Source organism: Herbaspirillum rubrisubalbicans, from assembly GCF_003719195.1.
GTDB lineage: Bacteria > Pseudomonadota > Gammaproteobacteria > Burkholderiales > Burkholderiaceae_D > Herbaspirillum > Herbaspirillum rubrisubalbicans.
The window spans coordinates 1,775,599-1,799,691 of record NZ_CP024996.1 but is presented as its reverse complement, the minus strand read 5'-3'; the positions used below and the strand labels follow the sequence as shown (position 1 = coordinate 1,799,691).

Genomic DNA, 24,093 nt, shown 5'->3' with positions numbered 1-24,093 from the left:
CCGCCGTGCCGCCATCCGCCACCACCGCCTCCGCCACCCTGGCCGACCGCCTCGAAGACCTGCTGCCGCAGACCCAATGCACCAAGTGCGGCTATGCGGCCTGCCGCCCCTATGCCGAAGCCATGGCCGAGGGTCGCGCCTCCCACAACCAGTGCCCACCCGGCGGTGCCGAGGGCGTGGCGCGGCTGGCGCAGCTGCTGGGCCAGCCGGTGATCCCCTTGAATCCTGTCCACGGCAGCGAACAGCCGCGTCGCCTGGCCGTCATCGATGAGCAAGTCTGCATCGGCTGCACGCTCTGCATCCAGGCTTGCCCGGTCGATGCCATCGCCGGCGCGGCCAAGCAGATGCATACCGTCATCGATGCGCTCTGCACCGGTTGCGACCTGTGCGTGGCGCCCTGCCCGGTCGATTGCATCAGCATGGTGGAGGCCACGCCCGGCCGCACCGGCTGGCAAGCCTGGAGCCAGGAGCAGGCCGATGCCGCGCGTCAGCGCTACCAATGGCGCACGCTGCGCCTGCGCCGCGACAAGGAAGAAAACGATGCGCGCCTGGCCGCCAAGGCGGCGGCCAAGTTGCAGGAAGTGGAAGCGGCCGCAGCCGGCACGCCCGAAGAACAGGCCGAACTAGCCCGCAAGAAAGCCATCATCCAAGCCGCCATGGAACGCTCACGCCTGAAGAAGCTGCAAGCCGAACAAGCCGCAAAGAGCGGCAACGCCACCGACACCCCTCGCCCATGAACCCGACCAAACGCCGCGAAATCTTCGAGCGCCTGCGCCAGGCCAACCCCACCCCGACCACCGAGCTGGAATACACCACGCCCTTCGAGCTGCTGATCGCCGTGCTGCTCTCGGCCCAGGCCACCGATGTGTCGGTCAACAAGGCCACGCGCAAGCTCTACCCGGTCGCCAATACCCCGGCTGCGATCTACCAGTTGGGGGTGGAGCAGTTGATGCCCTACATCCAGACCATCGGCCTGTACCGCACCAAGGCCAAGAACGTCATCGAGACCTGCCGCATCCTGATCGAAGAACACGGCGGCCAAGTGCCGGAGTCGCGCGAGGCGCTGGAAGCCCTACCGGGGGTGGGCCGCAAGACCGCCAACGTGGTATTGAATACCGCCTTCGGCCATCCCACCATTGCGGTGGATACCCACATCTTCCGCGTCTCCAACCGCACCGGACTGGCACCAGGCAAGGACGTCGATGAAGTCGAGCGCAAGCTCATCAAGTTCGTCGCCCCCGAGTTCCGCCAGGATGCGCACCACTGGCTGATCCTGCATGGTCGCTATACCTGCATTGCACGCAAGCCACAGTGCTGGAACTGCATCATTGCCGACCTGTGCGAATTCAAGCAGAAGACGCCGCTGCCAGCCAAGGGCGTCTAAGCCCCCACCGCTGTGCCGAGTTCTAGCGCGGCAGGCCGTGCAGGCGCGTCACCGCGACCCAGCGCTGGTCCTTGACTTCATACATCGTAAAACCGGGATTGAGCAGATCCCCCTCTTCATTGAAGGCGACCGGCCCGCTGACCCCCTCGAAACGCAGCCGGTGCATGGCGCGCGCCACGGCATCCGAATCGGTGCTGCCGGCCCGGCGCAAGCCTTCAATGATGGCTTGCGCCGCCTCGTAGGAAAATACCGAGTAAAGGTCGATGCTGGAATCGAAGCTCTCGCTATAGCGCTGGCGGAAACTCTTCCAACCCGGCATCTTGTCTTCCGGCGGTCCTGGCTCCAGCACCAGGGCGCCATTGGCATCGGCCCCGGCGCCCATCAGGAAAGGTAGCCCCACCGTACCCGCCGCGGCCATGAACCGGGCCTCCAGTTTCAAGCGCCGGATCGACTTGACCAGCACTGCAGCCTGCCAGTCCAGCCCGCCGAAGAAGATCAGGTCCGGCGCCTGCTTGCGTGCCTGCAGCAGCGGCGCATTGAAGTCAGAGGTCTTATCACTGACCGAATAACGGCCCACCACCTGCGCCCCTTGGGCCTGGACTTCTTGCGCAAACTGCTCGGCCAGCCCCTGGCCGAAGGGGGTACGGTCATCGATGGTGACCACGGTGCGTACCCCCAGCTTGCCCACGGCGTACTGGGCCGACCAGCGTCCCATGCTCTCATTGTTGGGGATGGTGCGGAAGATGCGCGGATAGGACAGCGCAGTGAGCTTGCGACTCATGGCCGAGGGCGTCACCTGGATCACCCCGGCGGCGTGATAGACGGGCGCAGCCACCAGACTGGTACCGCTGGTCCAGTGTCCCACCACGGCCAGGACGTGCTGGCTGGCCAGATAGCGGGCTACGTACTCGGCCGTGACCGGGTCGGCGCGGTCATCCTGGGAAAGCAGCTTGAGCCGGTACACCTTGCCGGCAATGCGCAGGCCACGCCGGTTGGCTTCATCAATGGCCAGTTGCGCCCCGTTACGCATACTGCGGCCCACTCCCATGTTGGGGCCGCTCAAGGGACCGGCAAAGCCGATGAGCAAGGTTGCATCATCAACCTGCATTTCCTCCTTGAGCGCGGCTGACGTATTGGCCGGGGCCACCACCGCACCGTGCGCGGCCAGGGCCAGCAAAGACAATGCCCACGCCGCTGCCCGACACAGCGACCACAAGCGTTGGCGGCGCGCAGGCCGTGGCGGAGTTCCAACAACACCCATGCACTATCCCTTCTTGATGCCCGGCTTGAATCCGCCACACCACATAGAAGCGGTGTCGCCGGGTTTTGTTTTGTTGGATGGATTATTCTGATGCTTGTTTGCTGGAAAGAATATTACTTCATCTGCGTGCAGGACGTCGGCGCCCGCTGCGGCCCACCTGAAGATGCCCGCAGACCAGCGTAAAATAGCGCTTTGCCACCGATCTGCACCGCACCATGTTCACCCCGTCCCAGCACGATGTCCGCCGCTTCTTCTGCGAAGCCTACCGCAAGCACCAAGGCAACCTGGTGCTGACGCCCCTGGAGGCCATCGCCCGCGACTGGATCCTGCAGCACCCGGAATACCACGATGCATTGCGCGACGTCGAGCAAGCGCTGGCCGCCGACTATTCGGTCGAACAGGGGCGCAGCAATCCCTTCCTGCATCTATCGATGCACCTGTCGATCACGGAACAGATCTCCATCGACCAGCCGCCCGGCATCCGCGGCGCTTTCCAGTTGCTGGCGCAGCGCCGCGGCTCGGAACATGAGGCCCATCACGAGATCATGGAAGCCCTGGGGGAGATGATCTGGAATGCCCAGCGCAATGGTTTGCCGCCGGATGGGGCGGCTTATATCGAGAATATCAAGCGGCGCGCGCAGGGATAATCCCGGCTGGTACGAAAAAAAAACCACGCCTTCATCCAGCAATGGAGCAGCTTTGGTTCATCCAGAACCGGCCTTACTTGCGCACCACCAGCGTCCCGGGCAGGCTGTGCAGATAAGCGGCGATGTCGTTGATGTCGCGATCCGACAGCGGCTTGGCATTGGGCGACATGACGGCATTGTTGCGACCGTTCATGGCGCTGTCGCCGCGCCGGTAGGCGGTCAGGGCGTGCTTGAGGTAGTCCGCGTGCTGGCCGGCCAGCTTGGGCGTGCCGGGGTCGGTGGGCGAGTTGTAGTCCTTGCCGTGGCAGGAGGCGCAGTTGTACTTCTCCAGCTGGGCACGGCCATTGGCCAGGTCGGCTGCACCAGCCGCCTGCGCCAGCAGGGCCGTGGCGGCCAGCAGCGCGAGGGCAATCAGGTTGTTCTTCATTGCGTGGCTCCCCCTTACTTCTGCTGCGAATAGTAGGCGGCCAGGTCGGCGATATCCTGGTCCGACAGGCTAGCGGCCACGCCCATCATCGAAGGATGCTTGCGCTCCCCCTTCTGGTAGGCGTGCAACGCGTTTTCGATGTACTTGGCAGACTGGCCACCCAGCATCGGTACCTGGTAGACCTCGGGATAGCTGGCTTTGTAGCCTGGGATGCCGTGGCAACCGATGCAGTTGGAGATTTTGTTTTCAGCAGCCTTGGCATTGCCGACGATGTCCGCCGCAGACGCACTGCCGAACACGCCGACGAAGGCAAGAAACACGAGGTGTTTTTTCATGTGAGCAGGGTAAGGTGATTGGACTTGCCATCCGCCCCGCCCAACCTCGGCGCAACGGACACCCGACGAAACACATCTTTTGCTGCCAGAGGCAAACTTTATCGTGCTTGTTCGATTGCCCTGGTGTTGCAGGTTTGGCTGTTCTGCTATGGCTCAACCGATGCCTCGGCTCAAGCGTGTCTCTCCACTCCCCCTGCCTTGCGCAAAAAACGATTTGATTCTAACCAATAAAATCGGCAGCGTCATCCCTGCCGGCAAACCCTGCAGATCGTCCGCAAACCCGCACCAGGCAAGGAAGACCACCGCAAAGACCACTTATATGCAGCGCAATATGAACGCCCCCGACTCCAAACCCATGCCAAGTTCAGGCGACCTGGCGACTTGCCTGAATATGCATATCCTTCCGATGCTCAAGTGAAGCCAGGCGCGGCTCCGGGTCATCCCCGTGCGGACCGTCCGTTCCATCATCGTCATCCTCATCGTCATCCTCGGACTCATCCTGCACCGCCGCATGGGCCGGCAGGGGAAGAATGAAGAATAAAGGCCGGATGATGAAGCGACGCAACACCGCCCGCATGGCGACGTTGCGGGCGCGCCGCGGCAGGTCGCGCGAGCGCAGCGCCAGGGCCAGGGCGAACGCGAAGGCCACCGCCACCGACAGCATGGCCGTGACGGCCACGCCACCGGCAGCCAGCCAGAACGCCGGCGTCAGCAAGGCGCTCCAGCCCAGGCTGAAAACGGCCGCCGTCAGCGTGCCTGCGGCCAGCGTGACATGACGGATATCCAGCGGCAGGCTGAAGAAGGCCGCCACCACCGGCGCCATGCCCAACAGCAGCGCCAGCGCCAGGCTGCCGGCGACGGTGGCGACGTTGCGTTCCAGCCAGGCCGCGCAGCGCTGGGCGCGCAAGGGGCCCAGGCCATGCACCAGGCGGCGATGGTTGGAGACCACTTCACGCACCCGGCGCAGGGCAAACCAGTTATCGGCAAAGCCCGCCGCCAGGCTGGCCAGCCATAGCAGTACACCGGTCAGGGCGGCATACAGGGGCGTAGGGCCCACCAGCGAGAGCGACGCCAGCGTCTGGCGCGCCGTCTCCAGCGACATGGGCTTGCCGCCCAGCGCGAACCAACCCAGAGTGCACAGCGCCGCCGTGACCGGAATCACCGCCAGCAGGTTGCCGAAGATGCCGGCCGATTGCGAGCGCAGCAATTGCCCCGACTCGGCGATCAACTCACGCATCCCCTCGGTATCCAGGTCCCCCATGCGTGAGGCCAGAGCCGGTGCCGTCACCGCTGGCTGGCGCGTGGCCAGCACGCCGCCCAGCGCGGCAATGAGCAGGAAACTGGCGGCGTAGTTGAGCGAAGCCAGCGCCCCATCGACGAAGTGCACCACGCCCAGCGTGGACAGGCTCTGCTTGACCAGCGCCGTCCCGGCGATCACCGCGCCCCCCAAGAGACCCGCGCGCATCACCTTGCGATAGCCGGCACCATCGCGGGCGATGGCTTGCTCGCGGTGGTCGGCATTGCGCTCCACCATCTTGCGCGCCAGCAGCGCAAAGCTGCGCCGCATCAGGCCGCGTACCGAATCGCGATGGTGGTGGGCAGCAATGAGGTCACACAGCAGCAACTGCATCCGCCCGGCGCCCGCACCAGCTTTGGCAGCCAGTCCGGGAACAGCCGGGCTGATGAGCGGCCCCGGCACGCCCGAGCGCACGTCGATCAGACGGCCGATGCGTTGCAGGTGCGCACGCATACGTTCGACGCGATAGACCAGGCTGACCGAGACACCATATTCATCCAGATGCGCATAGATGCGATCGGTCTGCGCATGACACACGGCCACCAACATGCGCACGCTGCGCAGCGCGCCCAGGTCGCCCGGTTGCGCGCGCAGCCAGCTTTCCATTTCGCGCCGCAGGGCCAGGAACGGCGTGGCGCGCATGGGCATCTTGGGTTCCAGGCGCTGGCGGAAGGCCGGGCTGATGCCATCGGCCACCACGGTGGTGGTGAGGTAGGTAATGGCTTCCTCGATCTGCTGCCAGTACATGTGCGAGATGCCATCGTCGGCCATCAGCTTCCACAGCCGCACCAGCAAATCATTGTCCAGCTCCAGCAACCAGGCGGCATCGTCCGGGTCGGGGAACATGGCAGTAAAAAGCGAGGACAGGTCGGTGGGCGAGAGATGGCGCGGCAGGATCAGGCGCGCCAGACGCTCCGAGAGTTCGCCGAAGAAGCCGGGCTCGTGCGGCAGGCCGGTGGTGGAAAAGAGTTCGGGGCCGTTGGCTTCGCGCAGGGTCTTTTGCAGCGCGTTCTGCACCGCACGGCGCACATCGCGGTGCTGGTCCAGCCAGTCCAGCATGATGACCAGTCGTTGCCGGCGCACCTGGTGCCACGCCTGGCGATCCAGCAGCGAGACTGCGGGCCGGTGACGCAGCCATTCGGCCACGTCGATCATCCAGTTGGCGCGTTCGTGCCAACTGGCCGCAGGGTCGATGCGCCGCATCAAGACTTCCAGCTGCCGGCCGACGTCCTGGCGGTCCATGTAGCGCGCCTGCATCCCGTGGCGCATCCGCCTCCACACCACCAGCATCTTGAAGAAAAGAAATTTCATAGGCAGTGAGCGCCAGCGGCGCTGTCCTTTTGAAACATGCGTAGCCCCTGATATAGGAACGATTTCGCCAATTTCAAGCGACTGCGGGAAGCCGCCGGTTTTCCCTTATACTCGAAGCAACGCGCGCCACCTCTGCTGCAGTACAACATCCATCCGACGCCGCGACCCCAGCCACCTGACAAGGACCGCCTCCATGCCAGATCATTCCGCCGTTCCCGGCCATCCGGCCCGCTTTACCGGTAGCGACAACTATGTCGCCACCGATGACCTCAAGCTGGCGGTCAACGCCGCCCTCACCCTGCAACGTCCGCTGCTCATCAAGGGCGAACCCGGCACCGGCAAGACCATGCTGGCCGAGGAAGTGGCCGCAGCGCTGGGCCGGCCCCTGCTGCAATGGCACATCAAATCCACCACCAAGGCCCAGCAGGGCCTGTATGAATACGATGCGGTCTCGCGCCTGCGCGACTCGCAACTGGGCGATGAGCGGGTCAAGGACATCCACAACTACATCGTCAAGGGTGTGCTGTGGCAAGCCTTCACGTCGGAAGAACCGGTGGTGGTGCTCATCGATGAAATCGACAAGGCCGACATCGAATTCCCCAACGATCTGCTGCGCGAGATCGACCGCATGGAGTTCTACGTCTACGAGACGCGCGAACTGGTGCAGGCGCGGCATCGCCCGCTGGTGGTGATCACCTCCAACAACGAGAAGGAATTGCCGGACGCCTTCCTGCGCCGCTGCTTCTTCCACTACATCAAGTTCCCCGACAAACAAACCATGCAGCAGATCGTCGATGTGCACTTCCCGCACCTCAAGCGCGAGCTGCTGGCCCAGGCGCTGGAAGCCTTCTACCAGGTGCGCGAAGTGCCCGGCATCAAGAAGAAGCCCTCGACCTCGGAACTGATCGATTGGTTGAAGCTGCTCATGGCCGAGGACATCCCGCCCGAAGCCCTGCACAGCCAGGACCACCAGGCCGTGGTGCCGCCCCTGCATGGCGCACTGCTCAAGAACGAGCAGGATGTGCAACTGTTCGAGCGACTGGTCTTCATGTCGCGCAACCATCGCTGAACTTTCGCTGAACTCCCGGAGCCGTCATGCAATTCCTCTCGCCGATCACCTTGAAGGGCCAGTTCGCCACCATTGAGCCGCTGCATCCCGAGCACCACGATGCACTCATCGCCGCCGTCTCCGACGGCAAGCTCTGGAAGCTCTGGTACACAGCCATCCCCAAGCCGGAGAACATGCGCGCCGAGATCGAACGCCGTCTGCATCTCCAACAGCAGGGCAGCATGTTGCCCTTCGTGATCCGCCGCAACGATACCGGCGCCTTGTGCGGCATGACCACCTACATGAATGCCGATGCAGCGCATCGCCGGGTCGAGATCGGCTCCACCTGGTACGCCGCTAGCGCCCAGCGTACCGGCATCAATACCGAGTGCAAGCTGATGCTGCTCACGCACGCCTTCGAAGACATGCACTGCATCGCCGTCGAATTCCGCACCCACTGGATGAACCAGCAATCACGCGCGGCCATCGCCCGGCTGGGCGCCAAGCAGGATGGCATCCTGCGCAATCACCAGCGGATGCCCGATGGCTCCTATCGCGACACGGTGGTGTTTTCCATCATCCAATCCGAATGGCCGACCGTGCGCCGCCACCTGCAATTCAAGCTGGGCCGTTGAGGCGCCAAGGCGCTTTGCTCCATGCTCATCGACTTCTTCTACACCGTGAAACAGGCTGGCGTGCCCGCCTCGATCAAGGAATTCCTGACCCTGCTGGAGGCGATGGAGCAGCAGGTCATCGTCCCTTCGCTGGAACAGTTCTACTATCTGGCGCGCCTGACCCTGGTCAAGGATGAGGCCAACTTCGACAAGTTCGACCGTGCCTTCGGCGCCTACTTCAAGGGCGTGGAGACGATCTTCGAGAAGCGGCCGGACATCCCGCTGGAGTGGCTGCTCAAGCAATTGCAGCGCGAGCTCACGCCGGAACAGAAAGCGGCCGTCGAAAAGTTCGGCTATGACAAGCTCATGGAGCGCTTGAAGCAATTGCTGGAAGAACAGAAGGAGCGTCACGAAGGCGGCAGCAAATGGATCGGCACGGGCGGCGTGTCGCCCTTCGGCCATGGCGGCTACAACCCGGAAGGCATCCGCATCGGCGGCAAGGGCGGGCAGCGTAGCGCGGTCAAAGTCTGGGAAGAACGCCAATACCAGGACTATGACGGCCAGCGCGAACTGGGCACGCGCAACATCAAGGTGGCCCTGCGCCGCCTGCGCCGCTTTGCCCGCGAAGGGCTGGATGAAGAACTGGCGCTGGATGACACCATCCGCGCCACCGCCAGCAATGCCGGCTATCTCGACATCCGTATGCAGCCCGAGCGCAAGAACAAGATCAAGGTCTTGATGCTGTTCGACGTGGGCGGCTCCATGGATGACCACATCGCCCGCACCGAAGAGCTGTTCTCGGCCGCCCGTACCGAATTCAAGAACATGGAGTTCTTCTACTTCCACAACTGCGTCTATGACTACCTGTGGAAGAACAACCGTCGCCGCCACGCCGAACGCTTCTCGACCTGGGATGTGCTGCGCAAGTACACGCCCGATACCAAGCTCATCTTCGTGGGCGACGCCACCATGAGCCCCTATGAAATCGTGCAGCCGGGCGGTGCGGTGGAATACAACAATGCCGAAGCCGGCGCCGACTGGCTGCAACGTTTCACCAGCACCTTCCCGCATTTCGTGTGGTTGAACCCGGAACCGGAAGGGCTATGGCAATACCGGCAATCGATCGCGCTGATCCGCCAGTTGATGAACGGGCGCATGTACCCGCTCACCATGGATGGGCTGGAAGGGGCGATGCGCCTGTTGAGCAAATAATTAGGATTCAGGCAGCTACGGGCGTATAACCGGCCTCTTCGATGGCCTCGGCAAAGCTCTGCGCCGGCAGGCTGCTATCGATGACTACGCGCTTGTCGGCGACCGTGATATCGACCTTGGCATTGGCGTCCACTTCCTTGACGGCCTTGGTGATGACGCCGGCGCAGTGGTTGCAGGTCATGTCGTTGACGGTGAAGGTGGTGCTCATGGCGTTTCCTTTCATGAAGTGAAGTCGATGACGGAAGCTTAAACCTTCCTACCGTGGCAAGGTCAAGCGCAAGAATTAGGATACATGCGACAATCAGCTTGACCTTACCATCATGGGAAGGATGAAGATAAAGGCATCCGATCATCCTCCCGGAGCATTCGCCATGAATCATTCTTCCTCTGCCACCGCCGAGATCAGCATCGACATCGAAGGCATGAGCTGCGCCTCGTGCGTGATGCGCGTCGAGAAGGCGCTCAAGAAAATCCCCGGCGTCACCGAGGTCAGCGTCAACCTGGCTACCGAACGCGCCAGCATCGCCGCGGCCCAGACCGTCCCCCCCGCCACGCTGATTGCCGCCATCGAGAAGGCCGGTTACCAGGCGCACCAGCACATCCCTGAACAGAGCGCCGCTCCCTCTAGCGCCCAACCTACCCTGCCCTCCTGGTGGCCGGTGGCGCTATCGGCGGCCTTGTCCCTGCCGCTGGTGCTGCCCATGCTGCTGGCCCCGCTGGGTGTCACCTGGAGCCTGCCGCCGCTGTGGCAATGGCTGCTGGCCACGCCGGTCCAGTTCTGGCTGGGCTGGCGCTTCTATTACGCCGGCTGGGGCGCGCTGCGCGCGCGTTCGGGCAACATGGACCTGCTGGTGGCCCTAGGCACCAGCGCCGCCTATGGTCTCTCGCTCTGGCAATGGCTGACCATGCCGGCCATGTCCGGCCATGAGATGGTCATGCCGCACCTGTATTTCGAAAGCTCGGCGGTGGTGATCACCCTGGTATTGCTGGGCAAATGGCTGGAAGGCCGCGCCAAGCGCCAGACCGCCGACGCCATTGCCGCGCTCAACGCCCTGCGCCCGGATCGCGCCCGGGTGCGCCGCAATGGGCAGGACATCGAGCTGCCGCTGGCCCAGGTGCGGGTGGGCGACCTGGTGGTGCTGCGTCCCGGCGAGCGGGTGCCGGTCGATGGCGTGATCCGCGAAGGCCGTAGTCATCTGGATGAGGCCATGCTGACCGGCGAGAGTCGGCCGCAAGCCAAGCAGGTAGGCGACACGCTGGCCGCCGGCGCCATCAATGCCGAGGGCGTCCTGCTCTTCGAGACCACCGCCATCGGCGCCGAAACCGTGCTGGCGCGCATCGTGCGCATGGTGGAACAGGCACAGGCTGCCAAGGCGCCGATCCAGCGGCTGGTGGACCAGGTCAGCGCGGTCTTCGTACCGGCCGTGCTGCTGCTGTCACTGGCGACCTTGCTGGGCTGGGGCCTGAGCACGAGCGCCTGGCAACAGGCCCTGCTCAATGCGGTGGCGGTCATGGTCATCGCCTGCCCTTGCGCCCTGGGCCTGGCCACTCCCACCGCCATCATGGCAGGCACCGGCGTGGCAGCGCGCCACGGCATCCTGATCAAGGATGCCCAGGCGCTGGAAATCGCGCATCGGGTGGAGGTGATCGCCTTCGACAAAACCGGCACGCTCACCGTCGGTCGGCCGCGCCTGACGGAGCTGGAAGCAGCCGATACCACGCCCCAGGATGAACTGCTGGCGCTGGCCGCCGCGCTGCAGGCACGCAGTGAACACCCGCTGGGTCGCGCCGTGCTGGAAGCCGCCCAGGCGCGACCCGATCTGCCTGCCTGGCAGGCGCAGAACGTGCAGAGCGTCGCCGGACTGGGGATCGAAGGCGAGGTGGGCGGGCGCCACCTGCTCCTGGGCAGCAGCCGCTGGATGCAGCAATGGCAGGCCCACTGCCCGGCTTTGCAAGCGCGCGCCGAACAATTGCAGGCCCAGGGCCGCACGCTGTCCTGGCTGGCCGAGCGCCAGGCGCAAGGCCTGGTCGTGCTGGGCCTGCTGGCCTTTGGCGACCAGCTCAAGCCGGGCGCCAAGGCCGCCATCGCCACCTTGCACGCGCTGGGCATCCGCACCGCCATGCTCAGTGGCGACAATCGCGGGGCGGCACAGCAGGTGGCAGCCGAACTGGGTATCCAGGATGTGCGCGCCGAAGTGCTGCCGGCGGACAAGGCCCAGGCCGTGACCACCCTGCGCGAGAACGGCGCGCGCGTGGTAGCGATGGTGGGCGACGGCATCAATGACGCCCCCGCCCTGGCCGCAGCCGATGTGGGCATCGCCATGTCGACCGGCACCGATGTGGCCATGCAGGCGGCCGGCGTGACCTTGATGCATGGCGACCCCGGGCTGGCGGCCGACGCCATCGACATCTCGCGCCGCACCTATAGCAAGATCCGCCAGAACCTGTTCTGGGCCTTCATCTACAACCTGGTCGGCATCCCGCTGGCCGCCTTCGGCCTGCTCAATCCCATGCTGGCCGGCGCCGCCATGGCCTTCTCCAGCGTCAGCGTCGTCAGCAATGCCCTGCTGCTGCGGCGCTGGCAACCGCGCCAGGGCGCAACACCCCAGGAGTGAACATGAATATCGGTGAAGCCGCCAGCGCCTCGGGCGTCTCGGCCAAGATGATCCGCCATTATGAAGAAACCGGCCTGATCCCCAAGGCCGGCCGTTCCGATGCCGGCTACCGCGTCTATGGCCAGCGCGACGTGCATCTATTGCGCTTCGTGCGGCAGGCGCGCCAGTTGGGCTTTTCCATGGCGCAGGTGAGTGACCTGATCGGGCTGTGGCTGGACCAGTCGCGCTCCAGCCGCAAGGTCAAGCAACTGGCGCAGACCCACATCGGCGAGCTGGACCAGCGCATCCACGAATTGCAGACCATGAAGGCCACACTGGAACGGCTGGTGCAAGACTGCCACGGCGACCACCGGCCCGACTGCCCCATCCTTGATGCACTGGGGGCAGAGCAGGATTGCTGTTCTCCCGCAGGAACGCCCTCATGAGCTGCGTATAAGTGTTCACCTGTGCCAAATCAGGGGGGCTTTCAGCGCGCTACCGGTGTTGCGGCGATAATTAAACTTCATCTATCACTCAGACTTTCTTTATCCAGGCACATCCAACAAGACCAACACCAGAGGGGGAACGTCCGTCATGCCACAGACCAATCACCTGAGTTTCGTCGAGACCGACAAGCTGCGTATCGGCTTTGAAACCAGCGGCCCGCCCGAAGCCCCGCCCGTGATCCTGGTGCATGGCTGGCCGGACGATGTGCGAACCTGGGACAGCTTGCTGGGCCCGCTGCGCGCCGCCGGCTACCGCGTGATCCGCCCCTACCTGCGCGGCTACGGGCCGACCCGTTTCCTGTCCGACGCCACCCCGCGCAGCGGTCAACTGGCCGCGCTGGCCAGTGACCTGATGGCCTTTGCCGAGGCCCTGGGGCTGTCGCGCTACAGCCTCATCGGCCACGACTGGGGCGCCCGCGCCGCCTACATCGCCGCCTCGCAATGCCCTGAACGCATCGCCCATTGCATCGCGCTGTCGGTGGGCTGGGGCACCAACACCCCGGACCAGACGCTGTCGCTGCAGCAATCACGCAGCTACTGGTACCACTGGTTCTTCGCCACCCCGCGCGGCGAGGCGCAATTGCGCAACGACCGGCGTGCCTTCGCCCGCTTCATGTGGAATACCTGGTCACCGACGTGGAAATTCGCCGACTCCGAATTCGCCAATACCGCGGCCTCCTTCGACAATCCCGACTGGGTCGAGATCTGCCTGCATTCCTATCGTCATCGCTGGGGTTTTGTCGAGGGTGATGCGGCCTATGCCGCGCTGGAAGAGCGCCTGCGGGAGACCCCGCGCATCATGGTGCCCACGCTGGTGCTGCATGGCACCGAGGATGGCGCCAATCATCCTGCCAGCTCCGAGGACAAGGAGCACCACTTCGGCCATGCCTATCGCCGCGTGCTCATCCCCGGCGCCGGCCATTTCCCGCAGCGGGAAAAACCGGATGAAGTGATCGAGGAAGTGCTGGCCTGGCTGGCGCGGGCCGACTGACAGCCTTGGCGGCAATCAATGGCAACCACCACCGTGGCTGCCCAGGTTGGCCGGTTTCATCTCATCGGGCAGGCTGGCCAGGCCCTGCAGGATGCCGCAATCGCGCGCCGGCTGTTCGCTCTCGCACTGGGCGCGCAACTGCTGCAGTTGTGCCTGCAAGGCCTGTAATTGGGCAATGCGCTGGGCTACGTGACCGATATGCTTGTCCAGCAGAGCGTTGACTTCGCCGCAGTTCTGCTCGGGGGCATCGCGCAGGCGCAGCAGTTCCCGTACCTCTTCCAGGGTCATGTCCAGCGAACGGCAATGGCGGATGAATTGCAGCCGCTCGACGTGGCGCGGGCCATACAGGCGATAGTTCGACGGCGAGCGGGTGGGCTCGGGCAACAAGGCTTCCTTTTCGTAATAACGGATGGTTTCCACGGGACAATCCGCCTGGCCGGCCAGTTCGCCAATCTTGAGCGTATCCATGTGATCCTCGCTTGACCTTGTAGTTACTTCAGGGTTTTTAATATACCCCTGAAACCTGTTCTCTGCACAAGGAGCAAACGATGGCTGCCCACGCGCATGACCACCAGCATGACCACCAGCACGACCATGAGCACGATCATGGCCATCATCACGATCACGACCACCACACGCATTCCCATGCCCATGGCGCTGCCTGCTGCAGCAGCCCGTCCACGCCCTTCCCGCCCGCACGCCGCCTGGAAGGGGCGACCGAGCAGGCAGTCTTCTTCATCCAGAAGATGGATTGCCCCACCGAAGAAAAACTGATCCGCGAACGCCTGACGCAGATGCAGGGCGTTGGGGCGCTGGAATTCAACCTGATCCAGCGCGAGCTGACGGTGCAGCACCAGTTGCCTTCGATTGCGCCGCTGGTGGCGACCCTCAAGGCGCTGGACATGCTGCCGGCGGTCAAGTCCGATTCGCTGGATGCCGAAGCCGGCCGCGATGCCCCCGACCAGGCCGCCGCCTATCGCATCCCGGCGCGCCGCTGGGCGCTGCTGGGGCTGGCCGGGGTAGCGGCGCTGGGTGCCGAGCTACTGGCCTGGACCAGCGGCAATGACCGTTCGCTGCCGGTGATCGCGCTGGCGCTGGCCGCCATCCTGCTGGGCGGGCTGGGCACGCTCAAGAAAGGCTGGATCGCGCTGCGCAACTTCTCGCTGAACATGAATTTCCTGATGTCGCTGGCGGTCATCGGCGCGGCCGCGATCGGACAGTGGCCGGAGGCGGCGATGGTGATCGTGCTGTTCACCCTGGCCGAGATGATTGAGGCCTTGTCGCTGGATCGCGCCCGTAATGCCATCGCCGGCCTGATGGCGATGACGCCGGACCTGGCCAGCCTGCGCGGAGCCGATGGTGTCTGGAAAAGTGTACCGGCCAATACCGTGACAGTGGATGCCACTGTACGGGTGGCACCAGGTGAACGTGTACCGCTGGATGGCGTGCTACTGTCAGGTAGCACCAGCATCAACCAGGCCCCCATCACCGGCGAAAGCATACCGGTACAGAAACAAGCCGGTGACCCGGTCTTTGCCGGCACCATCAATGAACAAGGCGCCTTCGAGATGCGGGTCACCGCCGTGCAGAGCGACTCCACCCTCTCGCGCATCGTCAAGAGCGTGCAGCAGGCGCAAGGCCAGCGGGCTCCGACCCAGCGCTTCGTGGACAACTTCGCGCGCTACTACATCCCGGCCGTGGTGCTGATGGCCTTGCTGGTGGCCCTATTGCCGCCGCTGCTGGCCGGCGCCGCCTTCCAGCCCTGGCTCTACAAGGCACTGGTGCTGCTGGTGATCGCCTGCCCCTGCGCCCTGGTCATTTCCACGCCCGTGACCATCGTCAGTGCACTGGCGTCGGCCGCCAAGCTGGGCATCCTGGTCAAGGGGGGCGTCTACCTGGAACAGGGCCGCCAACTGCGCGCCCTGGCGGTGGACAAGACCGGCACCCTGACCTTCGGCAAGCCGCGCGTGACCGATGTGCTCACACTGCAAGCCGGTGCCGACCAGCAAGCCCTGCTGCAACTGGCGGTGTCGCTGGCGGCACGCTCGGATCACCCGGTCTCGCGGGCCATCGCCGCCCAGGAAGAAATCGTCACCTTGGAAGTGAGCGAATTCGCCGCCCTCGCCGGACGCGGCGTGCAGGGGCGTATCGCGGGTCAATTGTTTCACCTCGGCAATCACCGCCTGATCCACGAGCTGGGCCAGTGCAGCCCGGCACTGGAAGCGCGCCTGCAAGCCTTCGAAAAACAGGGCAAGACCACCACCCTGCTATGCCGCGAAGGGCATCCGCAATTGCTGGTGGCGGTGGCCGACACCGTGCGTCCCAGCAGCCAGCAGGCCGTCGCCGAGCTGCAAGCACTGGGCGTGCAGGTGGTCATGCTGACCGGCGACAACAGCCACACCGCGCAAGCCATTGCCGCGCAGACCGGCATTGCCGACGCCCGCGGCGACCAGTTGCCGGAGGATAAGCTCAAGGTCATCGAAGAACTCAGTGGGCGCTACGGCCTGCACAGTGTGGGCATGGTGGGCGACGGCATCAACGACGCCCCGGCCCTGGCGCGGGCCGACATCGGCTTCGCCATGGGCGCGGCCGGGACCGACACGGCGCTGGAGACGGCCGATGTGGCGCTGATGGATGACGACCTGCGCAAGATTCCCGACTTCATCCGCTTGAGCCGCAAGGCCCATGCCGTGCTGCTGCAGAACATCAGCATCGCGCTGGGCATCAAGGCGGTGTTCCTGGTGCTGGCGCTGGTGGGCATGAGTTCGCTGTGGATGGCGGTGTTTGCCGACATGGGGGCCAGCCTGATCGTGGTCTTCAACGGTCTGCGCCTGGTGCGCGGTGTGCGCCAGCGCAAGGCAAGCGCGTAAAGCCAGGTGGACAGGTTGCTCGCCAGCGCGAGCGCAGTCTATACTGCCGCCCATGATGCTGCGCGCAAAAATCCTCCTGCTCTGGTTGCTGGCGCTGGCGATTCCCGTCCAGGGTTTCGCCGCGGTGCTGCAGGCCTGCGCGCCGGCCATGCAGCAGGCGGTGCAAGCGCATCAAATGCCACATCACCCGCTGACCATGCCAGCCCAAGCGCATCAGCACCAGCATGAGCACGCGCCTCATGCCGGCCATGACATGAGCACCCCGGCCATGGCCGACCAGGATGCCCCGCATTCGCAACACCACGCCGACGCCTCCTGCAGCTTCTGCGCCGCCTGCACGGTGGGCGCCATCCTGCCGCTGGCCTTGGGCGGCGTGCCCGCGCCCGATCTTCCCTCGCGCGAATTCCTCGCGCAGCCCACTGCGGGCTTCGTCGGCTATCTGTCGGAAAACCCCGACCGTCCCCCTGCCCTGGCCTGATCCCGCCTTGCGCACGCCTGCGTGCGCCTAGCCCCTGCGCGCCCGCCTGACGGCGTGCGCAGTGGATGACGCTCATCATCAGACGAGGATTCCATGATTCCCCACGTTTCACGTCCCTTGCGGGCCGTTGCCGTGGCCGCCTGCACCTTGCTGGCCGGCTGCGCGCAATTGTCGCCCGATGGCGGCTTTGATCAGGTCGAACAGACCAGCCGCCAGCGCCTGGGCCAGGCCCCCGCCTGGAACCGCACACCACAGCAAAGCCAAGCCAGCGCCCAACGCGTGCGCCAACTGCTGCAAGCCGATGCGGCCTCTCCGGCGCGCCTGGCCAGCGCCGACGATGCGGTGCAGATCGCCCTCATCAACAATCCCGAACTGCAAGCCGAGTTCGCCGGATTGGGGGTGGCCGAGGCCGACCTGGTCCAGGCCGGGCGGCTGCCCAACCCCGGCTTTTCCTTCAAGCGCAGCCATGCCGGCGACGACCTCAAGATCGAGCGCAGCCTGTCGCTAGGGCTGATGCGCCTGATCACTCTGCCGGCGGCCTCGCGTATCGAGCAACGACGCTTCGAGCAGGTGCGCCTGTCACTGGCCGCACGCGTGCTAGCGCTGGCGGCACAGACCCGGCAGGCCTACTACAAGGCGGTCGCCGCCCAGCAAGGACTGCGCTACCAGCAGCAGGTGGCCGATGCCGCCGAAGCCGCGCATGAACTGGCCGCGCAAATGGCGCGCCTGGGCAACATCAGCAAGCTCGATGCCGCCCGCGAGCAATTCTTCTATGGTCAGGCGCAAGCCAGTCTGCAACAGGCGCAGCGCCTGGCCGCGCAGGACAAGGAAAGCCTGGCACGCCTGCTGGGCCTGGCCCCGGATTTCGCCCTGCCGGCCCAATTGCCGGCCCTGCCGCGCCAACTCGATGAACTCAACGACATCGAACAACAAGCGCTGCAACAACGGCTGGACGTACAAGCCGCCCGCACCGAGCTGGAGGGCCTGCAAGCCTCGCTGGGCCTGACCCGCGCCACGCGCTGGATCAATGTGCTGGACCTGGGTGCGGTGCGCACCTCCGAGAGCGGCAAGCCACCCGAGATCGGCTATGAGATCTCCATCGAGATTCCTCTCTTCGACTGGGGCGAGGCACGCGTGGCCAAGGCCGAGTCCATCTATCTGCAAGGCGCGCACCGACTGGCCGCCAGCGTCCTCGATGCGCGCGCCCAGGCGCGCCTGGCCTGGCGCGAACGGCAGGATGCCTATGCCTTGGCGCGGCGCTACCAGGACCAACTGCTGCCCCTGCGCCAGCGCATCGCCGAAGAAAACCTGCTGCGCTACAACGGGATGCTCATCAGCGTCTTCGCATTGCTGGCCGACGCCCGTGAACAAGCCACCACCGTCAACACCGCCATCGACGCCCAGCGCGATTTCTGGATCGCCGAAGCCGGCCTGCAACAGGCCTTGGGCGGCCGCCCCCAAGAAGGAAAACAACCATGAACCCCAGCGATAAACTGCGCCGCCACTTCCTGCAAGGCGCCGCCCTGGCCGTCAGCTCTGCGGCGGTGAGCCGGGCCGGTGCCGCCAGCCTGCCCGAAGCCGCGCTGCAAACCAGCCCCGCCACCCAGCCGCCCTTGCCACCGGCCACTGGTCGTCCCTATCAACCGGTGGTCACCCTCAACGGCTGGACCCTGCCCTGGCGCATGAAGAACGGCGTCAAGGAATTCCACCTGGTGGCCGAACCGGTGGTACGTGAAATCGCCCCCGGCATGAAGGCCAATCTCTGGGGCTACAACGGCCAAAGCCCCGGCCCCACCATCGAAGTGGTGGAAGGCGACCGGGTGCGCATCTTCGTCACCAACAAGCTGCCCGAAGCGACCTCGGTACACTGGCATGGCCAGCGCCTGCCCAATGGCATGGATGGCGTGTCCGGCCTGACGCAGCCGGCCATCCCGCCCGGCAAGACCTATGTCTACGAATTCACCGCACGGCGCGCCGGCACCTTCATGTATCACCCGCACGCCGATGAAATGGTGCAGATGGCCATGGGCATGATGGGCTTCTGGGTCACGCATCCCAAGGATCCCGGCTTCATGCGCGTGGACCGCGATTTCGTATTCCTGATGAATGCCTACGACATCGCACCGGGAGCGACCGTCCCAAAGGTCAGCACCATGCTGGACTTCAATCTCTGGACCTGGAACAGCCGCGCCTTCCCCGGCATCGACCCGCTAGTGGTGCGGCACAACGACCGCGTGCGCATCCGCGTGGGCAATCTCACCATGACCAATCACCCGCTGCATCTGCACGGTCACGAATTCGTCGTCACCGGCACCGATGGTGGCTGGGTGCCACCAGCGGCGCGCTGGCCCGAAGTCACCACCGACATCGCCGTGGGCCAGATGCGCGCCATCGAGTTCGACGCCACCGAAGAAGGCGACTGGGCCCTGCACTGCCACAAGGCGCATCACACCATGAACGCCATGGGCCATGACCTGCCGACCATGATCGGAGTGGATCAATCGAGGGTGGTCGAAAAGATCAGCAAACTGGTGCCCGACTACATGGCCATGGGCGACAAGGGCGGCTCCATGGGTGAGATGGAAATGCCGCTGCCGGAGAACACCCTGCCCATGATGACCGGACGCGGCCCTTACGGTCCCATCGAGATGGGCGGCATGTTCAGCACCCTCAAGGTCCGGCGCCACCTGGCCCGCGACGACTACCGCGACCCGGGCTGGTACCGCGCCCCGGCTGGTACGGTGGCACATGAATGGAAAGGCGAACTGCCCGGCCCGCGCCGCGCACCTGCAGGCGCCACCGGCCAGCCAGGCCCGGCCACGCTGGATGTGGTCAAGCCGGGCGGGCATCAAGGCCATCACTGACACCCCCTCGTTGTTCGACGCTATGAAAGGAAATTCCATGATCCGCACCCTGCTCTTCACCGCTTCCCTCTTGCTGCCGATGCTAGCCGCCCAGGCCCAGGACCAGCCCCCCAAGGTCGATGGCGAAATCCGCAAGATCGATGCTGCTACCGGCAAGCTCACCATCCGCCACGGCGAGATTCCCAACTTGCAGATGCCCGGCATGACCATGGTCTTCAAGGCTGCGCCCGAGATCCTGGCCCGGGCCCGCGCCGGCGAAAAGATCAGCTTCACTGCCGAGCGCATCGACGGTGCGCTGACGGTGACTTCGCTGGAAGAAAAGAACTAGGCATGGGACACCGGGACGACGCCGCAGCCTACGCAAATTTCGTCGTCCCGGCGACCATCGTCTCTGGAAGTTAGCGGTATCATCGGGACTCCATTCCATAACAGGCGGCCGGCCGCCGCACAACAGAGGAGACCCGAGATGCCCCAAGCCATCGAGCAAACCCCATCGGCCTATGGCTACCCGCTGCTGATCAAGCAGTTATTGCACAGCGCCCTGGCCACCGCTCCCGAGCAGGAAATCATTTACGGCCAGCGCCGTCTGAGCTATGCCCAGTTCTACCAGCGCGTGCAGCGCCTGGCCAATGCCCTCAAGGAAATGGGCGTACAGGCCGGCAACACGGTGGCCGTGATGGACTGGGACAGCAACCGCTACCTGGAGTGTTTCTTCGCCGTGCCGATGATGGGTTGCGTCTTGCAGACGGTGAACGTGCGCCTGTCGCCGGAGCAGATCGCCTACACACTCAATCACGCGCAAGCCGATGTCTTGCTGATGAACTCGGACTTCATGCCGGTGTTGAAGCAGATCCGCGGCGAACTCAGCACCCTGACGCGCTGCGTGCTGCTCACCGACGATGGCAGCCCCTGCCCGCGCGGTCCCGGTTTTGCCGGGGAATACGAACAATTGCTGGCCCAGGCCGAGGCCCGCTACGACTTCCCCGACTTCGACGAAAACGCCCGCGCCACCACCTTCTACACCACCGGCACGACCGGCCTGCCCAAGGGCGTCTATTTCAGCCATCGGCAACTGGTGTTGCACACCCTGGCCACTACCGCCGGCCTGGCCTTGCCAGCGCAGCAGGGCCGCCTGCACCGGGACGATGTCTACATGCCCTTGACGCCCATGTTCCATGTCCACGCCTGGGGGCTGCCCTATGTGGCGACCATGGCCGGGGTCAAGCAGGTCTATCCGGGCCGCTACGTGCCTGACACCATCTGCAAGCTGATCCGGGAAGAAAAAGTGACTTTTTCCCATTGTGTGCCGACCATCCTGCAGATGATCCTGTCCTCGGAAAAAGCACGCGAGGTGGATCTGTCGGGCTGGAAGATGATCATCGGCGGCTCGGCCATGACCAGCAGCCTGGCCCGGGCGGCGCGGGAGCGGGGCATCGATGTCTTCACCGGTTATGGGATGTCGGAGACTTGCCCGATATTGACGCTGGCGCAGGTGCCCACGGCAGAACTGGGGGGTGAGCGCGAGGCCAGCCTGCGCGTGAAGACCGGCCGCCCGGTGCCGTTGGTGGCATTGCGCACGGTAGATGGCGATATGAATGATTGTGCTCATGATGGTCAGAGCACCGGCGAAGTGGTGGTGCGGGCGCCGTGGTTGACGCAGGGTTATCTGCATCAGGCTGAGGCTTCTGAAGAATTATGGCGGGGTGGCTGGTTGCATACCCAGGATATCGGACATATCGATGGCGAGGGCTATCTGCAGGTGACGGATCGGATCAAGGATGTGATCAAGACGGGGGGCGAGTGGGTCTCTTCATTGCAGATCGAGGACATCATTGCGCGTCATCCGGCAGTGGCGGAGACGGCGGTGATCGGGGTGCAGGATGGGAAGTGGGGGGAGCGGCCGGTGGCGCTGGTGGTGCTGAAGAAGGATGCGGTCGGGGTCAGCGAGGAAGATATCCGGCAGCATGTGCGGGCTTCGGCGGAGGCGGGGGTCATTTCTCGTTATGGCGTGCCGGATCGGGTGAGGTTTGTGGATGAGCTGGCGCGGACCAGTGTTGGGAAGATCAATAAGCGGGTGATGCGGGAGCAGTATCCGGCTGCTAGCTGAGATTATTCATTGTTCGGGGATGGGGTCTTGGCTGGCTGTGGTGGTGGTATTTGGTTCTGGGGTAGTCTGCACGGAAAACTTATGTGCGCTCTAGCTTAATGCTTTTCTCTCTTCGGTCGGAAGGACGCGCCGGGGGCGGCCCGGCAGCCGCTCACTTTTCTTGTCTCGCCAAGAAAAGTAAGCAAAAGAAGGCGACCGCTACTACCCCGCCCTCCTGCGGAGGGTCCCCGCGTCAGTGCACATCAAAACGGGAAAAATAGAGTCGCTTCGCTCCGACTATTTTTCTGATCCGTTTTGATGTGCACTGACGCGGCGGGGCAGAAGCGGACGACCTCAACGGCTCGCCTTCGGCCTCGCAACATCTCCGACTCGCCTGCGGCTTCGGGTTGAGATTCTTCACCTTCGATACGTCGCTGCGCGACTACAGTCCGCACGGTAAATTATTTATACAAAAATAGAACATTGCCCGAAGAAAAATTCGATGCCGCAGGCGAGCCCACACAAAGCCGAAGGCGAGCCCACACAAAGCCGAAGGCGAGTCGGAGACCCCGCGAGGCCGAAGGCGAGCCGGTTACGCTTTCCCCCTTGGGGGCCAGCCGCCGCAGCGAAGCGAAAAGTGGATCAGAAAAATAGTGGGAGCGTAGCGACTCTATTTTTCCCACTTTTCGCTTCGCTGCGGCGGGTACCCTCCGTAGGAGGGCTGGCTCTTAGGGGGCCGCTTTCTTTGCTTACTTTCTTTGGCGGGCCAAAGAAAGTGAGCGGCTGCCGGGCCGCCCCCGGCGCGTCCTTCCGACCGAAGAGAGAAAAGTATTAAGCTAGAGCGCACATAAGTTTTCCGTGCAGACTACCCCAGAACCAAATACCACAACCACAGCCAGCCAAAACAAAAACAAAAACAAAAACAAAACGCCGCCCAGCCCAAGCCAGACGGCGTTCCAAAAGAAAAAAACGATCAGTTAAAGATCACAGTCTTATGCCCATTGAGCAAAATCCGATGCTCGGTAAACCATTTGACAGCCCGAGCCAACACCACGCACTCGATATCCCGCCCAATCGCCGTCAAGGTATCCGGCCCCATCGAATGATCGACCCGCTCCACCCCTTGCTCAATGATCGGACCTTCATCCAGATCCCCGGTCACGAAGTGCGCAGTCGCCCCGATCAACTTCACCCCACGATCATGCGCCTGATAATAAGGCTTGGCCCCCTTGAAGCTGGGCAGGAAAGAATGGTGAATATTGATCGCCCGGCCACGCAAAGCCTCGCACATCTCCGGCGACAAGATCTGCATATAACGCGCCAGCACCACCAGATCGATCTGGTTCGCCTCCACGATCTCCATGATGCGCTGCTCCTGCGCCCGCTTCACTTGCGCAGAAGAACCGGTCGCCAACGGCAGATGATGGAAAGGAATGTTGTAGCTGGCCGCCAACTGATAGAAGTCAGTATGGTTGGACACGATCGCCGGAATCTCCACCGGCAGCAAACCGCTCTTGTAACGGAACAGCAGATCGTTCAGACAATGCCCGATCTTGGACACCATCAACATCACCCGCGGCTTCTTGCCTGCATCATGCAACTGCCAGTTCATCTGCAGCGAATCGCCCAGCACGCCGAAATCGGCACGCAAGGCCGCATCCGACATCGCCCCATCCTCCGACGCAAAATGCACGCGCATGAAGAACAGCTTGGACTGCGCATCGCCAAACTGCGCCGAATCGATGATGTTGCAGCCGTGATCGGCCAAAAAGCCCGAGACGCGATGCACGATGCCGCGCTGGTCCAGGCAGGACAAGGTAAGAATGTATTCCGGGTGAGCCATGAGAATGAACTGAGAAACCTGAGAAACGCCAGCGTCCCAACGGCCAGCGCCACTGGGGCGCCGCCACCGGCCGGGCAGGCCGGATAAAAGGACGAAAGGCGCTATTGTCGCACGGCCAGGCCATGCGGACAAATCGGCTATCCGTAAAGCGATACCAAAGAGGAAAAGCCAGGTCAATATCGCGACAATCGCAGCAGATCAGAGCAACTTGACAACAAGTCGCCCTTTACTCCGCTCCATTTCCAGCAGGAAATGAGCCAAATGAGCCAACTGCAGCGCCGTCCCGGCCTGCTCCCAGCGCGGTATCACTCCGATTCATCCCCGG

The 24,093-nt window shown here is 64.0% G+C and carries 22 protein-coding genes; 15 read left to right on the top strand and 7 right to left on the bottom strand.

The features are described from left to right. Positions 1 to 5 precede the first annotated feature (5 nt). On the top strand, positions 6 to 737 hold the full coding sequence (gene rsxB, locus RC54_RS07975) for an electron transport complex subunit RsxB (protein ID WP_058894917.1): 732 nt from the start codon (positions 6 to 8) through the stop codon (positions 735 to 737). Next, on the top strand, positions 734 to 1,384 hold the full coding sequence (gene nth, locus RC54_RS07970) for an endonuclease III (protein ID WP_061790483.1): 651 nt from the start codon (positions 734 to 736) through the stop codon (positions 1,382 to 1,384). The genes rsxB and nth overlap by 4 nt, the downstream gene beginning before the upstream one ends. Positions 1,385 to 1,406: 22 nt before the next feature. Here the strand turns inward: nth and RC54_RS07965 are convergent, their stop codons facing one another. Beyond that, complete coding sequence (locus tag RC54_RS07965) at positions 1,407 to 2,600, bottom strand: branched-chain amino acid ABC transporter substrate-binding protein (RefSeq protein ID WP_058894915.1); 1,194 nt, start codon at positions 2,598 to 2,600, stop codon at positions 1,407 to 1,409. A 260-nt stretch (positions 2,601 to 2,860) separates the two neighbouring features. Here RC54_RS07965 and RC54_RS07960 point away from each other — a divergent pair, with 260 nt between their 5' ends. Further along, positions 2,861 to 3,292: a DUF1841 family protein gene (locus tag RC54_RS07960; protein ID WP_044527784.1), complete on the top strand. Its 432-nt coding sequence runs from the start codon at positions 2,861 to 2,863 to the stop codon at positions 3,290 to 3,292. A 73-nt stretch (positions 3,293 to 3,365) separates the two neighbouring features. Here RC54_RS07960 and RC54_RS07955 read toward each other — a convergent pair whose 3' ends face one another. From RC54_RS07955 to RC54_RS07945, 3 genes are all read right to left on the bottom strand, one after another. Beyond that, positions 3,366 to 3,719, bottom strand: coding sequence for a c-type cytochrome (locus tag RC54_RS07955; protein WP_061790484.1), 354 nt, complete (start codon positions 3,717 to 3,719; stop codon positions 3,366 to 3,368). A gap of 14 nt (positions 3,720 to 3,733) precedes the next feature. Continuing rightward, complete coding sequence (locus RC54_RS07950; protein WP_058894913.1) at positions 3,734 to 4,054, bottom strand: c-type cytochrome; 321 nt, start codon at positions 4,052 to 4,054, stop codon at positions 3,734 to 3,736. 364 nt (positions 4,055 to 4,418) lie between these two features. Next, positions 4,419 to 6,662, bottom strand: coding sequence for a site-specific recombinase (locus RC54_RS07945; RefSeq protein WP_061790485.1), 2,244 nt, complete (start codon positions 6,660 to 6,662; stop codon positions 4,419 to 4,421). A gap of 193 nt (positions 6,663 to 6,855) precedes the next feature. On the opposite strand from RC54_RS07945, the gene RC54_RS07940 reads away from it, so the two are divergent. Genes RC54_RS07940 through RC54_RS07930 form a run of 3 tightly spaced genes read left to right on the top strand, consistent with a single transcriptional unit; the run spans position 6,856 to position 9,536 of the window. Continuing rightward, complete coding sequence (locus RC54_RS07940) at positions 6,856 to 7,731, top strand: AAA family ATPase (RefSeq protein WP_061790486.1); 876 nt, start codon at positions 6,856 to 6,858, stop codon at positions 7,729 to 7,731. Positions 7,732 to 7,757: 26 nt separating this feature from the next. Then, positions 7,758 to 8,345 (top strand): GNAT family N-acetyltransferase, encoded by a 588-nt coding sequence (locus RC54_RS07935; RefSeq protein ID WP_017454197.1) that lies wholly within the window; start codon positions 7,758 to 7,760, stop codon positions 8,343 to 8,345. A 21-nt stretch (positions 8,346 to 8,366) separates the two neighbouring features. Then, the gene (locus tag RC54_RS07930; protein ID WP_061790487.1) at positions 8,367 to 9,536 is read left to right on the top strand and encodes a vWA domain-containing protein; all 1,170 of its coding nucleotides are present in this window, start codon (positions 8,367 to 8,369) and stop codon (positions 9,534 to 9,536) included. Between the two features lie 7 nt (positions 9,537 to 9,543). Here the strand turns inward: RC54_RS07930 and RC54_RS07925 are convergent, their stop codons facing one another. Beyond that, positions 9,544 to 9,744, bottom strand: a complete 201-nt coding sequence (locus tag RC54_RS07925) for a heavy-metal-associated domain-containing protein (RefSeq protein ID WP_061790488.1) — start codon at positions 9,742 to 9,744, stop codon at positions 9,544 to 9,546. A 163-nt stretch (positions 9,745 to 9,907) separates the two neighbouring features. Between RC54_RS07925 and RC54_RS07920 the strand changes: the two genes are divergently transcribed. The 3 genes from RC54_RS07920 (at position 9,908) to RC54_RS07910 (ending at position 13,627) form a co-directional block, all read left to right on the top strand. After that, entirely contained in the window at positions 9,908 to 12,151 is a 2,244-nt protein-coding gene (locus tag RC54_RS07920; protein ID WP_061790489.1) for a heavy metal translocating P-type ATPase, read from the top strand. Between the two features lie 2 nt (positions 12,152 to 12,153). Beyond that, positions 12,154 to 12,576 carry a Cu(I)-responsive transcriptional regulator gene (cueR, locus tag RC54_RS07915; RefSeq protein WP_061790490.1) on the top strand — a complete coding sequence of 141 codons (423 nt, stop codon included), beginning with the start codon at positions 12,154 to 12,156 and terminating at the stop codon, positions 12,574 to 12,576. Positions 12,577 to 12,724: 148 nt separating this feature from the next. Beyond that, positions 12,725 to 13,627, top strand: a complete 903-nt coding sequence (locus RC54_RS07910; RefSeq protein WP_061790491.1) for an alpha/beta fold hydrolase — start codon at positions 12,725 to 12,727, stop codon at positions 13,625 to 13,627. 15 nt (positions 13,628 to 13,642) lie between these two features. Here RC54_RS07910 and cadR read toward each other — a convergent pair whose 3' ends face one another. Further along, the gene (cadR, locus tag RC54_RS07905) at positions 13,643 to 14,095 is read right to left on the bottom strand and encodes a Cd(II)/Pb(II)-responsive transcriptional regulator (RefSeq protein ID WP_061790492.1); all 453 of its coding nucleotides are present in this window, start codon (positions 14,093 to 14,095) and stop codon (positions 13,643 to 13,645) included. Positions 14,096 to 14,175: 80 nt separating this feature from the next. Between cadR and RC54_RS07900 the strand changes: the two genes are divergently transcribed. The 6 genes from RC54_RS07900 (at position 14,176) to RC54_RS07875 (ending at position 21,946) form a co-directional block, all read left to right on the top strand. Continuing rightward, on the top strand, positions 14,176 to 16,497 hold the full coding sequence (locus RC54_RS07900; RefSeq protein WP_061790493.1) for a heavy metal translocating P-type ATPase: 2,322 nt from the start codon (positions 14,176 to 14,178) through the stop codon (positions 16,495 to 16,497). Between the two features lie 52 nt (positions 16,498 to 16,549). Further along, a complete protein-coding gene (locus RC54_RS07895) occupies positions 16,550 to 16,975 on the top strand; it encodes a hypothetical protein (RefSeq protein ID WP_061790494.1) in 426 nt (141 codons plus the stop codon). Positions 16,976 to 17,068: 93 nt separating this feature from the next. After that, positions 17,069 to 18,454 (top strand): TolC family protein, encoded by a 1,386-nt coding sequence (locus RC54_RS07890; protein ID WP_061790495.1) that lies wholly within the window; start codon positions 17,069 to 17,071, stop codon positions 18,452 to 18,454. After that, on the top strand, positions 18,451 to 19,839 hold the full coding sequence (locus tag RC54_RS07885) for a multicopper oxidase family protein (RefSeq protein WP_061790496.1): 1,389 nt from the start codon (positions 18,451 to 18,453) through the stop codon (positions 19,837 to 19,839). The genes RC54_RS07890 and RC54_RS07885 overlap by 4 nt, the downstream gene beginning before the upstream one ends. A gap of 37 nt (positions 19,840 to 19,876) precedes the next feature. Further along, the gene (locus tag RC54_RS07880) at positions 19,877 to 20,167 is read left to right on the top strand and encodes a copper-binding protein (RefSeq protein WP_058894903.1); all 291 of its coding nucleotides are present in this window, start codon (positions 19,877 to 19,879) and stop codon (positions 20,165 to 20,167) included. A gap of 138 nt (positions 20,168 to 20,305) precedes the next feature. After that, entirely contained in the window at positions 20,306 to 21,946 is a 1,641-nt protein-coding gene (locus RC54_RS07875) for a fatty acid--CoA ligase (protein ID WP_058894902.1), read from the top strand. Positions 21,947 to 22,898: 952 nt separating this feature from the next. Here RC54_RS07875 and purU read toward each other — a convergent pair. Then, positions 22,899 to 23,768, bottom strand: a complete 870-nt coding sequence (gene purU / locus RC54_RS07870; protein ID WP_058894901.1) for a formyltetrahydrofolate deformylase — start codon at positions 23,766 to 23,768, stop codon at positions 22,899 to 22,901. Positions 23,769 to 24,093: the final 325 nt, after the last annotated feature.